At 62.0% G+C, this 16,239-nt stretch carries 19 protein-coding genes; 5 read left to right on the top strand and 14 right to left on the bottom strand.

Annotated features, from left to right (window positions below):
- The first annotated feature begins 32 nt into the window (after nucleotides 1-32).
- Nucleotides 33-899, top strand: coding sequence for a 16S rRNA (adenine(1518)-N(6)/adenine(1519)-N(6))-dimethyltransferase RsmA (rsmA, locus tag DN611_RS04220; RefSeq protein WP_119310719.1), 867 nt, complete (start codon nucleotides 33-35; stop codon nucleotides 897-899).
- A 90-nt stretch (nucleotides 900-989) separates the two neighbouring features.
- Nucleotides 990-2,597, top strand: coding sequence for a phosphoenolpyruvate carboxykinase (ATP) (pckA, locus tag DN611_RS04215; RefSeq protein ID WP_119310718.1), 1,608 nt, complete (start codon nucleotides 990-992; stop codon nucleotides 2,595-2,597).
- A gap of 139 nt (nucleotides 2,598-2,736) precedes the next feature.
- Here the strand turns inward: pckA and DN611_RS04210 are convergent, their stop codons facing one another.
- Genes DN611_RS04210 through DN611_RS04195 form a run of 4 tightly spaced genes read right to left on the bottom strand, consistent with a single transcriptional unit; the run spans nucleotide 2,737 to nucleotide 4,744 of the window.
- Nucleotides 2,737-2,973, bottom strand: coding sequence for a hypothetical protein (locus DN611_RS04210; RefSeq protein ID WP_021749750.1), 237 nt, complete (start codon nucleotides 2,971-2,973; stop codon nucleotides 2,737-2,739).
- 13 nt (nucleotides 2,974-2,986) lie between these two features.
- Nucleotides 2,987-3,220 carry a hypothetical protein gene (locus DN611_RS04205; protein WP_025545071.1) on the bottom strand — a complete coding sequence of 78 codons (234 nt, stop codon included), beginning with the start codon at nucleotides 3,218-3,220 and terminating at the stop codon, nucleotides 2,987-2,989.
- A gap of 39 nt (nucleotides 3,221-3,259) precedes the next feature.
- On the bottom strand, nucleotides 3,260-3,703 hold the full coding sequence (locus DN611_RS04200) for a WapI family immunity protein (RefSeq protein ID WP_021749748.1): 444 nt from the start codon (nucleotides 3,701-3,703) through the stop codon (nucleotides 3,260-3,262).
- A 15-nt stretch (nucleotides 3,704-3,718) separates the two neighbouring features.
- A complete protein-coding gene (locus tag DN611_RS04195; protein WP_119310717.1) occupies nucleotides 3,719-4,744 on the bottom strand; it encodes an aldo/keto reductase in 1,026 nt (341 codons plus the stop codon).
- A 253-nt stretch (nucleotides 4,745-4,997) separates the two neighbouring features.
- On the opposite strand from DN611_RS04195, the gene DN611_RS04190 reads away from it, so the two are divergent.
- A complete protein-coding gene (locus tag DN611_RS04190; protein ID WP_021749746.1) occupies nucleotides 4,998-5,372 on the top strand; it encodes a winged helix-turn-helix domain-containing protein in 375 nt (124 codons plus the stop codon).
- Nucleotides 5,373-5,477: 105 nt separating this feature from the next.
- On the opposite strand, the gene DN611_RS04185 is transcribed toward DN611_RS04190, so the two are convergent.
- The 7 genes from DN611_RS04185 to xdhA form a co-directional block, all read right to left on the bottom strand.
- Nucleotides 5,478-6,134, bottom strand: coding sequence for a cytidylate kinase-like family protein (locus DN611_RS04185; RefSeq protein WP_021749745.1), 657 nt, complete (start codon nucleotides 6,132-6,134; stop codon nucleotides 5,478-5,480).
- Nucleotides 6,135-6,187: 53 nt separating this feature from the next.
- Nucleotides 6,188-6,388: a hypothetical protein gene (locus DN611_RS04180; protein ID WP_119310716.1), complete on the bottom strand. Its 201-nt coding sequence runs from the start codon at nucleotides 6,386-6,388 to the stop codon at nucleotides 6,188-6,190.
- A gap of 12 nt (nucleotides 6,389-6,400) precedes the next feature.
- Nucleotides 6,401-6,889 (bottom strand): hypothetical protein, encoded by a 489-nt coding sequence (locus DN611_RS04175; protein ID WP_021749743.1) that lies wholly within the window; start codon nucleotides 6,887-6,889, stop codon nucleotides 6,401-6,403.
- Nucleotides 6,890-7,021: 132 nt separating this feature from the next.
- A complete protein-coding gene (locus DN611_RS04170; RefSeq protein WP_021749742.1) occupies nucleotides 7,022-7,645 on the bottom strand; it encodes a TetR/AcrR family transcriptional regulator in 624 nt (207 codons plus the stop codon).
- A 127-nt stretch (nucleotides 7,646-7,772) separates the two neighbouring features.
- Nucleotides 7,773-8,282, bottom strand: coding sequence for a xanthine dehydrogenase subunit XdhC (xdhC, locus tag DN611_RS04165; RefSeq protein WP_021749741.1), 510 nt, complete (start codon nucleotides 8,280-8,282; stop codon nucleotides 7,773-7,775).
- A complete protein-coding gene (gene xdhB, locus DN611_RS04160; RefSeq protein ID WP_119310715.1) occupies nucleotides 8,282-9,163 on the bottom strand; it encodes a xanthine dehydrogenase subunit XdhB in 882 nt (293 codons plus the stop codon). The genes xdhC and xdhB overlap by 1 nt, the downstream gene beginning before the upstream one ends.
- 15 nt (nucleotides 9,164-9,178) lie before the next feature.
- The gene (xdhA, locus tag DN611_RS04155) at nucleotides 9,179-11,473 is read right to left on the bottom strand and encodes a xanthine dehydrogenase subunit XdhA (RefSeq protein ID WP_021749739.1); all 2,295 of its coding nucleotides are present in this window, start codon (nucleotides 11,471-11,473) and stop codon (nucleotides 9,179-9,181) included.
- A 92-nt stretch (nucleotides 11,474-11,565) separates the two neighbouring features.
- Between xdhA and DN611_RS04150 the strand changes: the two genes are divergently transcribed.
- The gene (locus DN611_RS04150) at nucleotides 11,566-12,159 is read left to right on the top strand and encodes a nucleotidyltransferase family protein (protein ID WP_267288290.1); all 594 of its coding nucleotides are present in this window, start codon (nucleotides 11,566-11,568) and stop codon (nucleotides 12,157-12,159) included.
- Nucleotides 12,156-12,425, top strand: coding sequence for a DUF1905 domain-containing protein (locus DN611_RS04145; protein WP_021749737.1), 270 nt, complete (start codon nucleotides 12,156-12,158; stop codon nucleotides 12,423-12,425). Before DN611_RS04150 ends, DN611_RS04145 begins: the two co-directional genes overlap by 4 nt.
- Before the next feature lie 45 nt (nucleotides 12,426-12,470).
- Here DN611_RS04145 and xdh read toward each other — a convergent pair whose 3' ends face one another.
- From xdh to DN611_RS04130, 3 genes are all read right to left on the bottom strand, one after another.
- Nucleotides 12,471-15,023: a selenium-dependent xanthine dehydrogenase gene (gene xdh / locus DN611_RS04140; protein WP_119310713.1), complete on the bottom strand. Its 2,553-nt coding sequence runs from the start codon at nucleotides 15,021-15,023 to the stop codon at nucleotides 12,471-12,473.
- A gap of 135 nt (nucleotides 15,024-15,158) precedes the next feature.
- On the bottom strand, nucleotides 15,159-15,806 hold the full coding sequence (locus tag DN611_RS04135) for a thiamine diphosphokinase (RefSeq protein WP_119310712.1): 648 nt from the start codon (nucleotides 15,804-15,806) through the stop codon (nucleotides 15,159-15,161).
- A 165-nt stretch (nucleotides 15,807-15,971) separates the two neighbouring features.
- Nucleotides 15,972-16,154 carry a hypothetical protein gene (locus DN611_RS04130; protein WP_021749734.1) on the bottom strand — a complete coding sequence of 61 codons (183 nt, stop codon included), beginning with the start codon at nucleotides 16,152-16,154 and terminating at the stop codon, nucleotides 15,972-15,974.
- Nucleotides 16,155-16,239 lie beyond the last annotated feature (85 nt).

The raw sequence follows: 16,239 nt of genomic DNA, 5'->3' as shown, positions 1-16,239 counted from the left end.
TGATATACTGCTGAAGAAAGGCGGGATCAGGTATGAATCTCTGTGACTACAACACCATCCGGGACCTGCTGGCCCGGCATGGGTTCCATTTCTCCAAATCCATGGGACAGAACTTTTTGATCGATCCGGAGGTGCCCCGCCGGATCGCGGAGGCCTCCGGCGCGGACGCAGGCTGCGGCGTGCTGGAGATCGGCCCGGGCATCGGCCCCCTGACGGCGGAGTTGGCCCAGCGGGCCGGGAAGGTGGTGGCCGTGGAGCTGGACCGGGCCCTGCTGCCGGTGCTGGCGGAGACCATGGCCCCCTATCCGAATGTGGAGGTCGTGCCGGGGGACGTGCTGAAACTGGACCTCACGGCCATCGCGGCAGAGAAGTTCCAGGGCCTCACGCCTATAGTCTGCGCCAACCTGCCCTATAACGTCACCTCTCCCATTCTGGAAAAGCTGGTGGAGTCCCCCTGCTTTACTGCCTTCACGGTGATGATCCAGCGGGAGGTAGCCCGGCGGCTGTGCGCCCCACAGGGCTCCTCTGAGGGCGGCTCCTTCTCCCTGTTCCTCCAGTACTACATGAAGCCGGAGCTGCTGTTCGACGTGCCGCCGGAGAAGTTTCTCCCCGCTCCCAAGGTGACCTCCGCCGTGATCCGCTGCGTCCGGCGGGAGCGGCCCGCCGTGGATGTAGCGGACGAGAGCTTTTTCTTCAAAGTGATGCGGGGCGGCTTCCTGCTGCGGCGCAAGACCCTGGCCAACAGCCTCTCCGCCGCCCTGCCGGGGATTCCCAAGGAATCCATCCAACAGGCCATCGCCGATATGGGCCTGCCTGCCGCCGTCCGGGGGGAACAGCTGACGCTTGAGGACTTCGCGGCCCTCTCCGCCGCGCTGGGGCGGGAGGCGGATGGAGATTGACTTTATCTCCCGCACCGTGTATGATATTGATACGAAAAATGCCCCTCCGCCGCGCCGGCTGGAAGATTATTCAGAAACGAGGTCATTCAAATGGCAACCATTGATCTGAGTAAATATGGTATTACTGGTACCACGGAAATTATCCGCAATCCCTCCTATGAGTTCCTGTTTGAGGAGGAGACCAAGGCCGGCCTGGAGGGCTATGACAGGGGACAGGTCACCGACCTGGGGGCCGTCAACGTCATGACCGGCATCTACACCGGCCGCTCCCCCAAGGACAAGTTCATTGTGATGGACGACACCTCCAGGGATACCGTGTGGTGGACCTCCGACGAGTTCAAAAACGACAACAAGCCCGCCTCTCAGGAGGCTTGGGATGCCTGCAAGAAGCTGGCGCAGGAGCAGCTGTCCAACAAGCGCTTGTTTGTGATGGATGTGTTCTGCGGCGCCAACCACGACTCCCGCATGGCCATCCGCTTCATCATGGAGGTGGCATGGCAGGCCCACTTCGTCAAGAATATGTTCATCCAGCCCACTGCTGAGGAACTGGAGAACTTCGAGCCTGACTTCATCTCCTACAACGCCGCCAAGGCCAAGGTGGAGAACTATCAGGAGCTGGGCCTGAATTCCGAGACCGCCGCCATCTTCAACCTCACCTCCCGGGAGCAGGTCATCCTGAACACCTGGTACGGCGGCGAGATGAAGAAGGGCATGTTCTCCATGATGAACTACTACCTGCCCCTGAAGGGTATGGCCTCCATGCACTGCTCCGCCAATACTGATATGAACGGCGAGAACACCGCCCTGTTCTTCGGCCTGTCCGGCACCGGCAAGACCACCCTGTCCACCGACCCCAAACGCCTGCTCATCGGCGACGATGAGCACGGCTGGGATGACAACGGCGTATTCAACTTTGAGGGCGGCTGCTACGCCAAGGTCATCAACCTGGACAAGGACGCCGAGCCCGACATCTACAACGCCATCAAGCGCAACGCCCTGCTGGAGAACGTGACTGTGGACGAGAACGGCCACTGCGACTTCGCCGACGACTCCGTCACTGAGAACACCCGCGTTTCCTATCCCATCGACCACATCGAGAAGATCGTGCGACCCGTGTCCGCCGGACCCGACGCCAAGAATGTGATCTTCCTGTCCGCCGACGCCTTTGGCGTGCTGCCCCCTGTTTCCATCCTGACCCCGGAGCAGACCCAGTACTACTTCCTGTCCGGCTTCACCTCCAAGCTGGCCGGCACCGAGCGGGGCATCACCGAGCCCACTCCCACCTTCTCCGCCTGCTTCGGCCAGGCCTTCCTGGAGCTGCATCCCACCAAGTATGGCGAGGAGCTGGTAAAGAAGATGCAGAAGTCCGGTGCCAAGGCCTACTTGGTGAACACCGGCTGGAACGGCACCGGCAGGCGCATCTCCATCAAGGATACCCGCGGCATTATCGACGCCATTCTGGACGGCTCTATTCTGACTGCTCCCACCAAGACCATCCCCTACTTCAACTTTGAGGTGCCCACCGCTCTTCCCGGTGTGGACCCCGCCATCCTGGACCCCCGGGACACCTACGCGGACGCCGGCGAGTGGGATACCAAAGCCAAGGATCTGGCCTCTCGCTTTGTGAAGAACTTCTCCAAGTATGCCGCCAACGAGGCGGGCAAGGCCCTGGTAGCCGCCGGCCCCAAGGCGGAGTAAGTAAAAAACGAAAAGCCGGATCAGGGTGCCGCGGAAGCGGCGCCCTGATCTTGTCGAACGAGCTGCCGCTTGTTCGACACAACCGCAAGGCCGCTCTGCAAACGCAGAGCGGCCTTGTTTTGCCAGTATGACAGGATTTTTACCGAATGTACTCCCCACACTCCGGGCAGTAGTGGGGAATGCCGCCCCGGGGATCCCAGTGTCCGCCGCAGTACGGACACCGGAAGAACAGCAGCGTCTGGAGAACATCCGCCATAACAACCACTGCTCCCGGCCACAGCAGCCATCCAATCTCCAGAAACACGCCGATGAGCATCAGGACGAATCCGGCAATCAGCCCCACCCACAGCAGCGTATAACTCTTCTTGTAGTCCATGGCCGCCCTCCGTTCAGTCCAGGGGCTTCTTGCAATAGGGGCAGGTTTTGGGCAGGGTCCGCTTGGGCAGATCCCGCTTGCAGTGGGGGCAGTGGTAGAAGAAATTCATCTGAAGCGTCCCAACCAGCACACAGATGATGCCCAGCACGCCGATGACGGTTCTGCCGGTGATCCCGCCGATCAGCATCACCAGAATGCCGCCGATGCCCAATATCCGCATCAGCCAATAGCTCGTCTTATAGTTCAAGCCTGTTCACCTTCTTTCCAACCGGGGCTCCGGGGTTTTTCAGGTCCGATCCGGGAATTTTTCGCAGAGCCGGTCCAGTTCGCCGATCAGCGCCTCCATCTCCTTCTGGTCCATGGTGCAGGTGATCTCAGCGGTGTCGTCCCCGTCCATGGTGTTGGGCAGATAGAAGGACACCACCACTTCAAAGGTCCCGTCTCCCAATGCCCGGGCGCCGACGGAGAAATAAAAGTTCTCCTGAAAGTCACTGACGTACACATCCCGGATTCCAGCCTTCAGCACTTTCAGCCCGGCGCTCATGCTCTGGAGCTCGTGGGTCAGCAGGCAGCTGTTGGAATCCTTCACCACGTCTCCGTCCTCCTTGTTCCAGGTGGCCCGGAGCACCAGCCAGTTCCGGTCGTCACTGGTGGGGTCGCCGCCGTCCGGCGGAAATTCATAGTTCACGATATCCAGCCTCAGGCTGGACTCCTCATTGCGGAAGAGCATCTGGGGTTCTCCTTTTCAGTCGTTGTGATGGGCGGCGTAAAACGCGTCGTAGTCCGCCAGCTGCTTCTGCAGCAGGGCCGGGGTGTCCAGCCCATAGGGACAGCGGGACTTGCAGGCGTTGCAGTGGATGCAGTTTTTGATCTGGTGCATCTTCTCCCGCCACTCGTCGCTCAGATAGGGCTTGTAGGGTGCCCGCCGCAGCAGCTGGGCCATCCGGGCCGCCTGGGGGATATCGATGCCGGCGGCGCAGGGCAGGCAGTAGCCGCAGGAGCGGCAGAAGTCCCCCGACAGCTCCGTCCGGTCGTGGTCGATCACCGCCTGGAGCTCCGGCGTCATGCGGGGATTCCGCTCCGTCAGCTCCAGCCACTGGTCCAGCTCCCACTCATGCTGGATGCCCCAGATGGGCACCACGTCTGGATGCTCCTGCATAAAGGCGTAGCAGGCCTCCGCATTGTTCAGCAGGCCGCCGGAGAGGCCCTTCATGGCGATGAAGCCCATGTCGTGCTCCCGGCACAGCTCCACCAGCTCCAGGTCCTTCTCCGTGGCCAGATAGCAGAAGGGGAACTGCAGCGTCTCAAAATTGCCGGACTCAATGGCCTCGTGGGCCACCTTCAGCCGATGGTTGGTGATGCCGATGTGGCGGATGTAGCCCTTCTGCTTGGCCTCCAGTGCGGCGGCAAAGGGCCCGTCCGGGTCATGGATATCCGGCAGCACCGCCGGATTGTGGAACTGGAACAGGTCGATGTAATCCGTCCGCAGGCTGCGGAGGCTCTGCTCAATGTGGGCCTGGACCGTCTTTTTGTCTCCTCCGCCGCTCTTGGTGGAAATCACCACGTTCTGCCGCACGTCGTGGAGGGCCTCTCCCAGTTTTTCCTCGCTGTCAGTGTACATATTCGCGGTGTCGAAATAGTTGATTCCCGCCTCACAGGCCCGGCGGACCAGCTTCACTGCATCCGCCTTGGAAATCCGCTGGATGGGCAGGGCACCGAACGCCGTCTTGGTCACCAGCAGGCCGGTACGGCCCAGTCTGATTTTCTCCATAATAGTTCCTCCTTCCCGCACAGAGCGGGTCACTCCCCTGCATTGGATTGTATCACATTTTTCCAGGTTTGCAAACCGCAAATCCTGTGATATGATAGAAGCAGAATATCGCTTCGGAGGGACATGATCTCCCGTCCGGGACCCCGGCACCCCTGTCCTCAGCCTATTGGGGTCTCGCCCGGCAGGTCGGGCCCCGGATGGGTGTCCGGACGGTCCCGGCGGGGGATTGGGACAGAAACAGAGGAGGCGCCCTATGGCACAGAATGAGCTCCATTTGAAAGTGACGCTGCGGATTTACAGCGACGATGACCAGCGCTGCTTCGGCCCCGGCATCGCCACCCTGCTGCAGCGGGTGCGGGAGCACCACTCCCTCCGGGCCGGAGCCGCCTCTATGGAAATGGCCTACTCCAAGGCGTGGCGTATCATCCGCACAGCTGAGACAGTGTTTGGGTGCAAGCTGCTCTCCTCCACCATCGGAGGTGCCCACGGCGGCGGCGCGGTGCTGACGCCGGAGGCGGAGCGCCTTCTGGCGGCCTATGAGGCCTACTGCGCCGATGTGGGCACCTACGCCCAGGGGAAATTCGAGGATGCCTTCCGCTTCTACCGGGATCTGGACCATCGGCCATGACCCGGTGCGGCGTGAGCCGCCGTGCCTGCCCAGGAGTTATCCTCTCTGAACAGGAAAACGGGACCGGAGCCTGTGCGGCTCCGGTCCCTCCGTGTTTTGCGGCGCTTACGTCCGGGGACGGGTGGGATCCTCCTCCGTGGGGCTGGGGATCGGATGCTCCTTGTGGGCCACCATGGCCTGGATCAGCTCCACGGTCCGGCCCAGGCCCAGATAGCTGGAATCGATGCAGAAGTGGTAGCTGTCCACACTGCCCCACTTCTTGGAGGAATAGTACTCGTAATAGGACGCCCGGCGCTTGTCGGTCTTGAGGATCAGCTGGCGAGCCTTCTCCGGCGTGAGGTTCTGCCGCTGGGCCACGCGCTGGATACGGACCTCCAGAGGTGCGCTGATAAACAGGCTCAGGTGGTTGGGATAGTCCGCCAGGGCGTAGTCCGCGCACCGGCCGATGATAACGCAGGGCCCTTGGTCCGCGATGTGCCGGATGGTGTTGAAAGTCGCCAAATACACCTGTTGTTCCAGAGAGTCACCCACACCGCTGCCGGGCAGGGCAAACATATAGGAATCCATGGCGATGGAGTACAGGAGGCTCTTGGGCCGCTCGTCGAAGTTTTCAAAAATCTTCTCGCACAGGCCGCTCTTCTTGGCGGCCTCCTGCAGCAGCTCCTTGTCATAGAAGGGAATGCCCAGCTCCTTGGCCACGCGGATGCCGATCTCCTTGCCGCCGCTGCCAAACTGCCGGCCGATGGTGATGATGGTTTTCATAGAGAACCCTCCTCTCCTTGTTGGTTTTATTATACCGCAAGAAGAGGCCGCCGTCAAACAGTACCGGGCGGACCGTCGCCGGAATCGCCCTCATCCGGCGGAAGGGGATGCCAGGGCTCCCGTTTTCCGGAAAAAAAGCGGCGGGCAATAGCATCCTTCACCATCTCCACCAGTGCATACCAGAGGCGTCCCGCCGCGAAGAGAATCACCAGGGCCAGCAGGACGGCACCGACCTGCTCCAGGGAAAGCGACATGGCACGCGCTCCTCACTTCGTGGCGTAACAGGTCTTGAAGAAAGTCTCAAAGGCCTGCTCTTCCGGTCCCTGGTCCACGTAGATGAACAGCTTCTCATCCTCCAGCCACTCGAAGGTGTTGATGGCCAGATAGTGACGCCCATCCGGGTAGATGATGAAGGCGTCCGTGGGGTACTTATTCTGATAGGCCTTTTTGACTGCGGAACGGGGGCAGATTTCCGGATCGCCGCAGCCGGAGAGGTCCGGAACTGTGGGCACGACCACCACCGTGGGGTCCGCCCCCTCCTTCCAGCCCACGATCAGGCTGCCGTAGGTAGTCTTGCTGCCGTGGACCAGGCCGTAGTTGAACCGCTTCGCATCCTCCGTATAGGCGGCCACCAGCTGGTACTGCCCGCCGTCGGGCACCACGCTGTCAAACAGGCGGCGCATCTTCTGCTTGCTGTCCGCGCTTTTGGCCTGGTCAATTTCAGGTCCCTTGAAGAGTTTTCCGAAAATTCCCATGACAATCCCTCTTTAATATCTCAATTTTATATTGACCATTTTATTTTATCTGGTCAATATATGAGATATCATACCAAAAGAAACCGGATTGCGCAACTGGGTAATTATCAGCGCACAAAAAAAGACCGCCCATCAGCGGTCTTTTTTTGCGTTGCGCAGGGAGCCCAGATAGTTCACCAAAAATTTCACGTGCAGCGCCGCCGTCTCCTCCAGGTGCGAAGGAAACAGAAATGGCATGGATTCCGGCGCGGAGTTATAGATCAGGAGGCAGGAGAACACCAGGTTCGCCAGCACCTCAGGGGCGCAGTCCTCCTGCCGGATGTCCAGCAGCGCCATCAGGCGCAGAAAGAAATCCCGCTGCCCGGGCCGGAAATCCTGGAATCGCTCCGGCGTCAGGCGGCTGTGCAGATCCGCCTCCTCCCCCTGGGTCATCACCAGGATGCCGTTTTCCCGGTGGCGGAGGATCGTCCGGAAAAAAGACTCCACGTGCTCCTCCCAGGTCCCCTCCGGCCGGGCCAGCTCCTGTTCCAGCAGCCGGAGCAGACGGCAGCGCTGCTCCTCCATCATCTGGAGGGAAAAATCCTCCAGCGAGTCAAAAAACGTGTAGAAATAGGGCTTGGAAATCCCCACCGCCGCGGCGAGCTCCGCCAAGTGCAGCCCCTTCAGACCCTTGCTTACGGCCATATTCAGCCCCGTGTCCAGCAGAGCCTGCCGCACCCGGGCCCGGTCCTCCTCTGTATAGGTCTTGCGGGCCATGGCATTCCCTCCCCTTTTTCATCTGGTGCCAGTATAACACAATTCCCGGGAAAAGAAAACCGTTCTGCCGCGCATCCCCCAAAAAGCAACCCGGCCGCTGTGCGCGGCCGGGTTGCTTTTGAAGATCTCACGCCTCCGGCATGGGCTTGCCTAGGCGCTTGTACATGGTCTTTTTCACCGCCCGGAGGATATTCTCATACCCGGTGCAGCGGCACAGGTGGCCGGAGAGGAGTTTTCTCAATTCATCGTCCGTGTACTCCTTGCCGCTCTCCAGGATCTCCACTGCCGTCAGGATAAAGCCCGGCGTGCAGAAGCCGCACTGGATGGCCGCCTCGTCCACAAAGGCCTGCTGGATGTCGCTGAGCTCGCCGTTAGGGCCCAGCAGCCCTTCCAGGGTGCGGATGTGCTTGCCCTCCGCCCACACGGCCAGATAAATGCAGGAGTTGTATGCCTCCCCGTCGATCAGGACGTTGCAGGCGCCGCACTCCCCCACCTCGCAGCCCTTCTTCACGGAGGTCATCCGGAAGTCGTTGCGGAGCATGTCCGTCAGGCTGGCCCGCACGTCCACCGTGCGTTCCACGTCCTTGCCGTTCAGATTGAAGTGAACAGTCTGATACTGCATCACATGCTTTTCCATCACAGGTCACCTCCCGCCAGCTTCACCGCTTCGATGAACGCCCGCCGGGCGCTCTCCACCGCGATGTGCATCCGGAAATCCTTGGCCGCCCGCCAGGAGTCCCGGGGATTGATGTCCTCCTTCACCGCCTGGGCAAAGCGATCCGCCAGCTCCAGGCTCACCGGCTGTCCGGCGGCCAGCTCCTCCGCAGCCGCCGCCCGCAGGGGCACCGGCCCCGCCACGCCGAAGGCTACTCTCGCCCGCTCCACGGTCTTTTTGTCGGCGGAAAGGCGGACGTTCACAGAGGTTCCCAGGGTGGCGATGTCCATGGCATTCCGCATGGCATACTTTATATAGTGGCCAAATGTGTCAATATAACTGTCTTTTTCGATCAGGATGGCCGTTTGGATCTCGCCGGGACGGATATCCACCTTGCCTGCCCTGATGTAGAACTCCCGGATGGGCTGGCGGCGGATACCGTCCGGTCCCGTCAGCTCCACAATGGCGTCGTAGGCGTGGAGAGTGGAGGCGGAGTCCGCGGAGGTGACACCGTTACAGGTGTTACCGCCGATGGTGCCGATGTTGCGGATCTGGGGACCGCCCACCTGGTCCACGGCCTCTCCCAAAACATGGAGGTATTTCTGGATCAGGGGATCCCGGGTAATGTGGGAAAAGCTGGTGAGGGAGCCGATCCGCAGGGTGCCGTCTGCCTCCAGGGTCACGCCCCGGAGTTCATCCAGCCCGTAGATGGAGATCAGCTCCACCCCGGCCCGCTTGCCCTCCCGCATCTGCACCAGCACGTCGGATCCGCCGGCGATGATCTGGGCATCCGGATGGGCCACCCGGAGGGCCACCGCGTCCTGAACGCTCTCCGCCTGATACAGGGCTTTCATATCATACATGAGTGGTTCCCTCCTTTAGTCTTCGATCAGCCCAGCCTCTTTGAATCCGCGGTAGAGGACATGGGGCGTGATAGGGCATGCGTCAAAGGCCACACCTGTGGCGTTCAGAATGGCGTTGCGGATGGCCGGCGCCGGCGAACAGGCCGGGGGCTCGCCCAGGGCCTTGGTGCCGTAGGGAGAGGTGGGCTCCGGGTTTTCCACGAACGCCGCCTGGAGCGTGGGATGGTCCATAAAGGTGGACAGCTTGTAGTCCAGCAGATTGTTGTTCAGGGGCTTTCCGGTCTTCTCGTCGAACTTCAGCTCTTCACTGAGGCCGTAACCGATGGCCATGGACATGCCGCCGTGGACCTGGGCCTCTGCCAGCGCCGGGTTGATGAGGGTGCCGCAGTCGTGGACGTTGACCAGATTCAGCAGCTTCACCTTGCACAGAGGGACGTCCACCTCCACCTCTGCGAAGGAGCAGCCGAAGGAGTAGGCGTTGGACTTGATCTGGGCCGTGGTCTCGGCGGTGATGTGCTGGCTGTGCTCCAGGGAGTAGAGGCTCTCTGTGGCCAGCTCGCCCAGAGTCTTGAGGACCCGGCCGTCCTCCTTGCGGATGATCTTGCCATCCACCAGATCCAGAACAGATACCGGCATCCGGGTTTGCTCATGGGCGATCTGCAAAATCCGCTCTCGCAGGGCCAGGGCTGTCTGCATGATGCTGAAGCCGCCGATGTACGTCTGCCGGGAGGCGTAGGCACCGGTGCCGAAGGGCGTCACGTCCGTGTCCTGGGTGGACACCACATGGACGTCCTCCACCGGGATACCCACCGCGTCCGCCACCATCTGGGAATAGGCGGTGTCGCAGCCCTGTCCAATCTCCGTCTCACCGGTCTGGAACTGGAGGGAACCGTCCTGGTTCAGCACCATCCGGCAGGAGGAGGACTCCAGCGAGATGGGCCACACAGCCGTGTTGTACCAGAACACCGCAAGGCCCACGCCCCGGCGGACAGGGCCAGTCTGGTTCTGGTATTCCCGATATTTCCGCTGGTAATCCAGCATCGCCATTCCCTTGTCCATGCACTGGTTGAAGGTGTCGGCGTACAACTCGTTTCTGGAGAAGCCGTCGGTATACCCCACCGGCATCAGATTCTTCCGGCGGAATTCCATAGGCTCCATCCCGATAGCCTGACAGATATCGTCGATGTGGCACTCCCCGGCCCACATGGCCTGGGGGATCCCATAACCACGCATGGCGCCGGCGGCGGGGCGGTTGGTGTAGACCGTCCAGCAGTCGCACTCCAAATTGTCGCAGGGGTAGAGCTGGGGGAAGGCGCCCATGCCCTTGGCCACGATGCTGTGGCCGTGGGAGGCGTAGGCCCCCTGGTTGGACCAGGCCTCAAACTTCCGGGCCACCAGGGTGCCGTCCGGCCGGACGTAGGAGATGATGTGGGTGCGGATGGCGTGGCGGACCCGGTTAGAGACAAAGGTCTCCTCCCGGCTGCACTCCAGATGCACCAGCCGTCCCCCCACCTGGGTGGAGAGCCAGGCGCACAAAGGCTCGTACAGAGCGTCCTGCTTGTTGCCAAAGCCGCCGCCGATGTAGGGCTTGATGATCCGCACCTTGCCCCAGGGCAGACCCAGTGCCTGCCCCACCACCCGGCGGATGATGTGGGGGATCTGGGTGGAGGTGACCACCACCACCCGGCCCGCCTCCTCATAGGCGAAGCAGCCGTGGTTTTCAATGTGGCAGTGCTGGACAGTGGGGGTGTCGTACCAGCCCTCCACCCGGATCAGGCCCGGCTCCTGGATGGCGGTCTGATAGTCGCCTCTGCGGATATCTGTGTGCTTCAGAACATTGCCGGGGCAGTCCTCGTGGATCTGTGGGGCATCCGGCTCCATGGCCTTCTGCACGTCCAGAACGAAGGGCAGCTCCTCATACTCCACCTTCAGCGCCCGGACGGCCTGAGCGGCAGCTATCTCGTTCTCCGCGATGACGGCGGCGATGTCGTCGCCGTAATACCGCACGTGATGGTTCAGCAGCAGCCGGTCCGCCACGTCCTGGTGGGCGGGATCTGTGGACCAGGGGTGTCCCGCTGTGGGGAAGCGGTAATCGGGCACGTTGAAGCAAGTCAGGACCTTCACCACACCGGGAACGGCCTCAGCCTCCGTAGTGTCGATGGACTTCACGTAGCCGTGGGCGATAGTGGCGTGCAGGATCCTGGCCACCAGGGCGCTTTGATCGCACAGGTCCGCCACATACTTGGCGCGGCCCGTGGCTTTTTCATAGGCGTCCACACGGGTGACGCTTTTGCCGACGCTTTTACTCATCAGGCAAGCCTCCTTTTTTGATCAAAGTTCCGCCGTCCATTGACTGGACACGGCGAAAGCGGATATACTACTGATAAAATGAGGTGATGGATGTGGAAAACAAGCCGAAAATCGGTTGTGTGGTCATGGCCGCCGGCAACGCCCGGCGGTTTGGGGAAAATAAGCTGGCCGCCCAGCTGCGGGGCAGGAGTCTCATCCTCCGGGCGCTGGAAGCCGTCCCGGCCGAGAAGTTTGACAAAGTCGTGGTGGTGACTCAATACCCGGAGGTCATGCGGCTGGCCGGGGAGTTCCACTTCGCCGCCATCCACAATCCCCACCCGGATTACGGCATCAGCCACACCATCGAACTGGGCCTGACGGCTCTGCGGGACTGTGACGGGGTGCTGTTCCAGGTGAGCGATCAGCCCCTCCTGCGGCGTGAGAGCGTGGCAGAGCTGGTGGACCGCTGGCGCACCCGGCCGGAGAAGATCGTCGCTCTGGGCCACGGCGGCGTGCGGGGCAATCCCTGCCTCTTCCCTGCCCGGTTCTTTCCGGAGCTGCTGGAGCTGCGGGAGGACCACGGCGGCAACACCGTTATCCGGCGGCACGAGGCGGATCTCCTCCTTCTGGACGTCCCGGCGGAGGAGCTCCGCGACGTGGATACCGCCCAAGCCCTGGAGGAATTGAAAGCGGAGGAGCAGGTATGAATCCAACCGTCTATGAATTCGATGCGGTGATCCGGAAAGTTCCGGACATCGACGGAGCCTATGTAGAATTCCCCCATGACGTACAGGCGCTATTCGGTAAGGGCCGAGTCAAGGTGGCTGCCACCTTTGACGGCGTCCCCTACGCGGGGAGCCTGGTGCGGATGGGCACTCCCGGCCACATCCTGGGGATGCGCAAGGACATCCGGGCCCAAATCGGGAAGCAGCCCGGAGACACCGTCCATGTGACAGTGCGAGAGCGGGGGTAACGCAGATTCGGACAGGCCGCGGCGGAAGTACCGCCGCGGCGCTTGTTATTTACGGCTGTAAGGCGTGCCCTCCAGGGGCAGACTGGTACGGAACTTGCCGTCGTAGCGGTAGTAGGCGTCCGCAATGGCTGGGGCTGTGGGGATGGAGGTGATCTCGCCGATGCCGATGGCGCCGCAGGCCACGTTCAGTCCCGCTTTTTCCACGATGATGGGGGTGATCTCCGGGATCTGGTTGGCCCGGAACAGGCCCAGCGTGCCGTATTTGGCGGTGGGCCTGCAGTCCGTGAGGGGATACCGCTCCGTCAGGGCAAAGCCCATGCTCATCACCACGCCGCCCTCGATCTGCCCCTCGATGGACAGGGGATTCACGGCCTTGCCCACATCGTGGGCAGCCACCATCTGGCGGATTTTCCCCTCGTCGTCCAGGATGCACACCTGGGTGGCGTAGCCGTAGGCCACGTGGCTGACGGGGTTGGGCACCGGGGCCCCCAGGGGGTCCGTCTTGCCCAGGTATTCGCCATAGAACTCCTGACCGTTCAGGGCGTCCAGACCGCCGGAGGCCCCCATGGCCTCCTTCAGATCCTGGCAGGCCCGGCGGACCGCCTCGCCGGTGAACAGCGTCTGGCGGGAGCCGGAGGTGGTGCCGGAGTCCGGCGCGCAGTAGGTGTTGGACCGCTCGTAGACGATCCTGTCCCGGGGAATGCCTGTCTGCTCATAGACCATCTGGGTCAGTACAGTCCCCAATCCCTGGCCGATGCAGGAGGCGCCCGCGAAAATGTGGAGCTTTCCATCCTCCACCACCAGGCGGCACCGGCCGGTGTCCGGGATGCCCACGCCCACGCCGGCGTTCTTCATGGCGCAAGCCAGGCCCACGTACTGGTTATTCTCCACATAGGGCTTCACCGCCTCCAGCGTCTCCACCAGGCCGGTGGAGTTGTCTACGATCTGGCCGTTGGGCAGCTCCTGTCCCGGGCGAATGGCGTTGCGGTAGCGGATCTCCCAGGGGGTAATGCCCACGATGTCCGCCATCTGGTTTAAGAGGCTCTCGATGCAGAAGCAGGTCTGGGTGACACCGAAGCCCCGGAAGGCCCCGGCGGGGGGGTTGTTGGTATAATAGGCCCAGCCGTCGATCTCAAAATTCTGGTAGTTGTAGGGACCGGCGGCGTGGGTGCAGGCCCGCTCCAACACCGGCCCGCCCAGAGAGGCGTAGGCCCCGGTGTCGGCGATGACCTCGGCGGCCACGCCCTGGATGATGCCGTTCTCGTCGCAGCCGATGGAGAACTCCATCTCCATCGGGTGGCGCTTGGGGTGGATCAGAATGCTCTCCGCCCGGGTGAGCTTCACCTTCACCGGGCGCTTGGTCAGGTACGCGATCAGGGCGGCGTGGTGCTGGACCGTCACGTCCTCCTTGCCGCCGAAGCCGCCGCCCACCAGGCAGTTGCGGACCTTCACTTTTTCCGCCGGCAATCCCAGCATCCCCATGGTCTCGTGCTGGGTGTCGTAGGCGCCCTGGTCTGTGGAGAGGATCATGACCCCGTCCCCGTCGGGATAGGCCACGGCGCACTCCGGCTCCAGGAAGGCGTGTTCCGTCCAGGGTGTGGAGAAGTGCTGGGTCAGCACATGCTTCGATTTGGCGATGGCCTCTGCCGGGTTGCCCCGCTGGATGTGCTTGTGGGTCAGCAGGTTCCCGGTCCGGTGGACCAGGGGAGCGTCTGGCAGCATGGCCTCCCGGGGACTGCGGACCATGGGCAGCTCCTCATAGTCCACTTTCACCAGGGCCTTGGCCTGGGCCAGGATCTCCGGTGTCTCCGCCGCCACCAGGCAGATGGCGTCACCCAAGTAATGGGTGATATCCCCCACGGCGATCATGGTGTCCCAGTCTTTCACCAAATGGCCCACCTTGTTCTGCCCGGGGATGTCCTCCGCCGTAAAGACCCCCACCACACCGGGCAGGGCCCTGGCCTCCTCCGTGTGGATGGCCAGCACCCGGGCCCGGGGGTATTGGGACCGGACGGCGCTGCCGTAGATCATGCCGTCCAGATAGATGTCGTCGGGATAGATGCCGGTGCCGGTGACCTTCTCCTCCACGTCCACCCGGGGCACCCGCTGCCCCAGGGACCAATCAGCGGGAGCCGGCGGCACCTCGCCCTTGCGGAACAGCTCGGCGGCCAGCAGAATCGCATCAATGATCTTCACATAGCCGGTGCAGCGGCAGATATTGTTTCGGATGGCGTAGGCCGCCTCCTCCCGGGTGGGATTGGGATTCATATCCAGCAATCCCTTGGCGCTCATCACCATACCAGGGATGCAGAAGCCGCACTGAACCGCCCCCGCCATGCCGAAGGCGTAGGTATAGACCTGCTTTTCAAAATCGGTCAGCCCCTCCACCGTGACGATGGACTTGCCCTCCAGCTTATCGGTCTGGGGGATGCATGCCTTGGTGGGCTTACCGTCGATCAGCACTGTACAGGTGCCGCAGGCGCCCTCGCTGCAGCCGTCCTTTACACTGGTGAGATGCAGGGTATCCCGCAGGTAGCGGAGCAGCTTCTGGTTGTTTTCCACTGTCACGGCCCGGCCGTTCACGGTAAATTTTGCCATGGCAAGTTCCTCCTTGACTGCCGTGCCCAACCCTGGTCCCACGGTCATCGGTGTTCTTTCGGAAAGGTCGACCTTTCCGCTGTCTCTATTATACAATAACTTTCTTGCCGCCGCAACTGAACTTTGTCCGGCACGCTATTTTATCTCGGAAACAACGCCACCAGACGGCAGCTCCCACCCCACGATCAGGGCGCCCTTCCGGACGGTGATCCGGGCCTTGGGCTCGATGATGTGGTTGCTGACGCCCAGGGGGAACTCCGCCGAGAGGGAGGCGTGGGAGAGGGGATACTGCACACCCTTCTCGTCAATGCCGGAGGCCGGTGCACCCAGGCAGAAGACGGAGAGCAGGCCCCACTCCACCGTCTGCTCCACAGTGATGGTCTCATTCTCCACAGCCGTCCACACAAAATCATTGTCATAGAGGTATCCCCTGGCCCCATGGCGGCGCAGATACAGCAGTGTCTGCAGATTGGCCAGGGTGTGGTCCAGCCGCCTGCCGCCGGTGCCGCCGTAAATGTAAAACTCGCCGCAGCCCTGCTCCAGCCCCGTCTTCACAGCCAGCATGGTGTCCGTGTCATCCTTCTCCACCGGCACCCGGCGGACATGGTCAAAGTCCGCAGGCTGATCCATGGAGTCAAAGTCTCCCAGCAGCAGATCCGGGGTGATCCCCGCCTGGCGGCAGGCCAGATACCCGGCATCCGCCGCCAGCACCAGGTCCCCTGTCTGGGGCCGCTCCCGCAGGCCGTAATAGGTGCCTGCGGCAAAAATGAAGCATCGTTTCAATGGGTCCACTCCCCGTCTTGTTCATTGAGATGTCACGCGGCCGCCGTGCCGTGAAATCCAGCGGCTGTCCTTACAGCCATTGTACCATGATTCCGCGCCCATGACAAACAGAACTTCCTGACAGAAGAGCCGCATCCAGGCAGCGCCCGGACACGGCTCCTCCGTTTACTGGATATGCTCCTCACAGAAGTTGTCCAGCACCCGATAGCCCATCTCTTCCGGCTCCGCCACCGGGAAGGTGGCGATGCTGACCGGGTCAAAGGCCGGACAGAGCCGCTTTTCCGGCTCGATCCGCAGGGCGGGCGTTCGGCTGGGGGACTTCTTCTGCGGAGCTTGTGCCTGCCGCATACAATCACCCCGGCTCTAGCATTTGTGAAATCTGCGGAATCATGCGGCGGCGTTCCCGGAAAAGCCCGGAAACGCCGCCGCATTC

The sequence above is a fragment of the Oscillibacter sp. PEA192 genome (assembly GCF_003574015.1).
GTDB lineage: Bacteria > Bacillota > Clostridia > Oscillospirales > Oscillospiraceae > Oscillibacter > Oscillibacter welbionis.
The sequence above is the reverse complement of the archived record's forward strand: the minus strand, read 5'-3'. Positions and strand labels throughout refer to the sequence as shown.

Coding starts and splice junctions, on each gene's coding strand:
- rsmA (WP_119310719.1), top strand. CDS start 33: ATGAATCTCTGTGACTACAACACCATCCGGGACCTGCTGGCCCGGCAT.
- pckA (WP_119310718.1), top strand. CDS start 990: ATGGCAACCATTGATCTGAGTAAATATGGTATTACTGGTACCACGGAA.
- DN611_RS04210 (WP_021749750.1), bottom strand. CDS start 2,973: ATGGACTACAAGAAGAGTTATACGCTGCTGTGGGTGGGGCTGATTGCC.
- DN611_RS04200 (WP_021749748.1), bottom strand. CDS start 3,703: ATGCTCTTCCGCAATGAGGAGTCCAGCCTGAGGCTGGATATCGTGAAC.
- DN611_RS04195 (WP_119310717.1), bottom strand. CDS start 4,744: ATGGAGAAAATCAGACTGGGCCGTACCGGCCTGCTGGTGACCAAGACG.
- DN611_RS04190 (WP_021749746.1), top strand. CDS start 4,998: ATGGCACAGAATGAGCTCCATTTGAAAGTGACGCTGCGGATTTACAGC.
- DN611_RS04185 (WP_021749745.1), bottom strand. CDS start 6,134: ATGAAAACCATCATCACCATCGGCCGGCAGTTTGGCAGCGGCGGCAAG.
- DN611_RS04180 (WP_119310716.1), bottom strand. CDS start 6,388: ATGTCGCTTTCCCTGGAGCAGGTCGGTGCCGTCCTGCTGGCCCTGGTG.
- DN611_RS04175 (WP_021749743.1), bottom strand. CDS start 6,889: ATGGGAATTTTCGGAAAACTCTTCAAGGGACCTGAAATTGACCAGGCC.
- DN611_RS04170 (WP_021749742.1), bottom strand. CDS start 7,645: ATGGCCCGCAAGACCTATACAGAGGAGGACCGGGCCCGGGTGCGGCAG.
- xdhC (WP_021749741.1), bottom strand. CDS start 8,282: ATGGAAAAGCATGTGATGCAGTATCAGACTGTTCACTTCAATCTGAAC.
- xdhB (WP_119310715.1), bottom strand. CDS start 9,163: ATGTATGATATGAAAGCCCTGTATCAGGCGGAGAGCGTTCAGGACGCG.
- xdhA (WP_021749739.1), bottom strand. CDS start 11,473: ATGAGTAAAAGCGTCGGCAAAAGCGTCACCCGTGTGGACGCCTATGAA.
- DN611_RS04145 (WP_021749737.1), top strand. CDS start 12,156: ATGAATCCAACCGTCTATGAATTCGATGCGGTGATCCGGAAAGTTCCG.
- xdh (WP_119310713.1), bottom strand. CDS start 15,023: ATGGCAAAATTTACCGTGAACGGCCGGGCCGTGACAGTGGAAAACAAC.
- DN611_RS04130 (WP_021749734.1), bottom strand. CDS start 16,154: ATGCGGCAGGCACAAGCTCCGCAGAAGAAGTCCCCCAGCCGAACGCCC.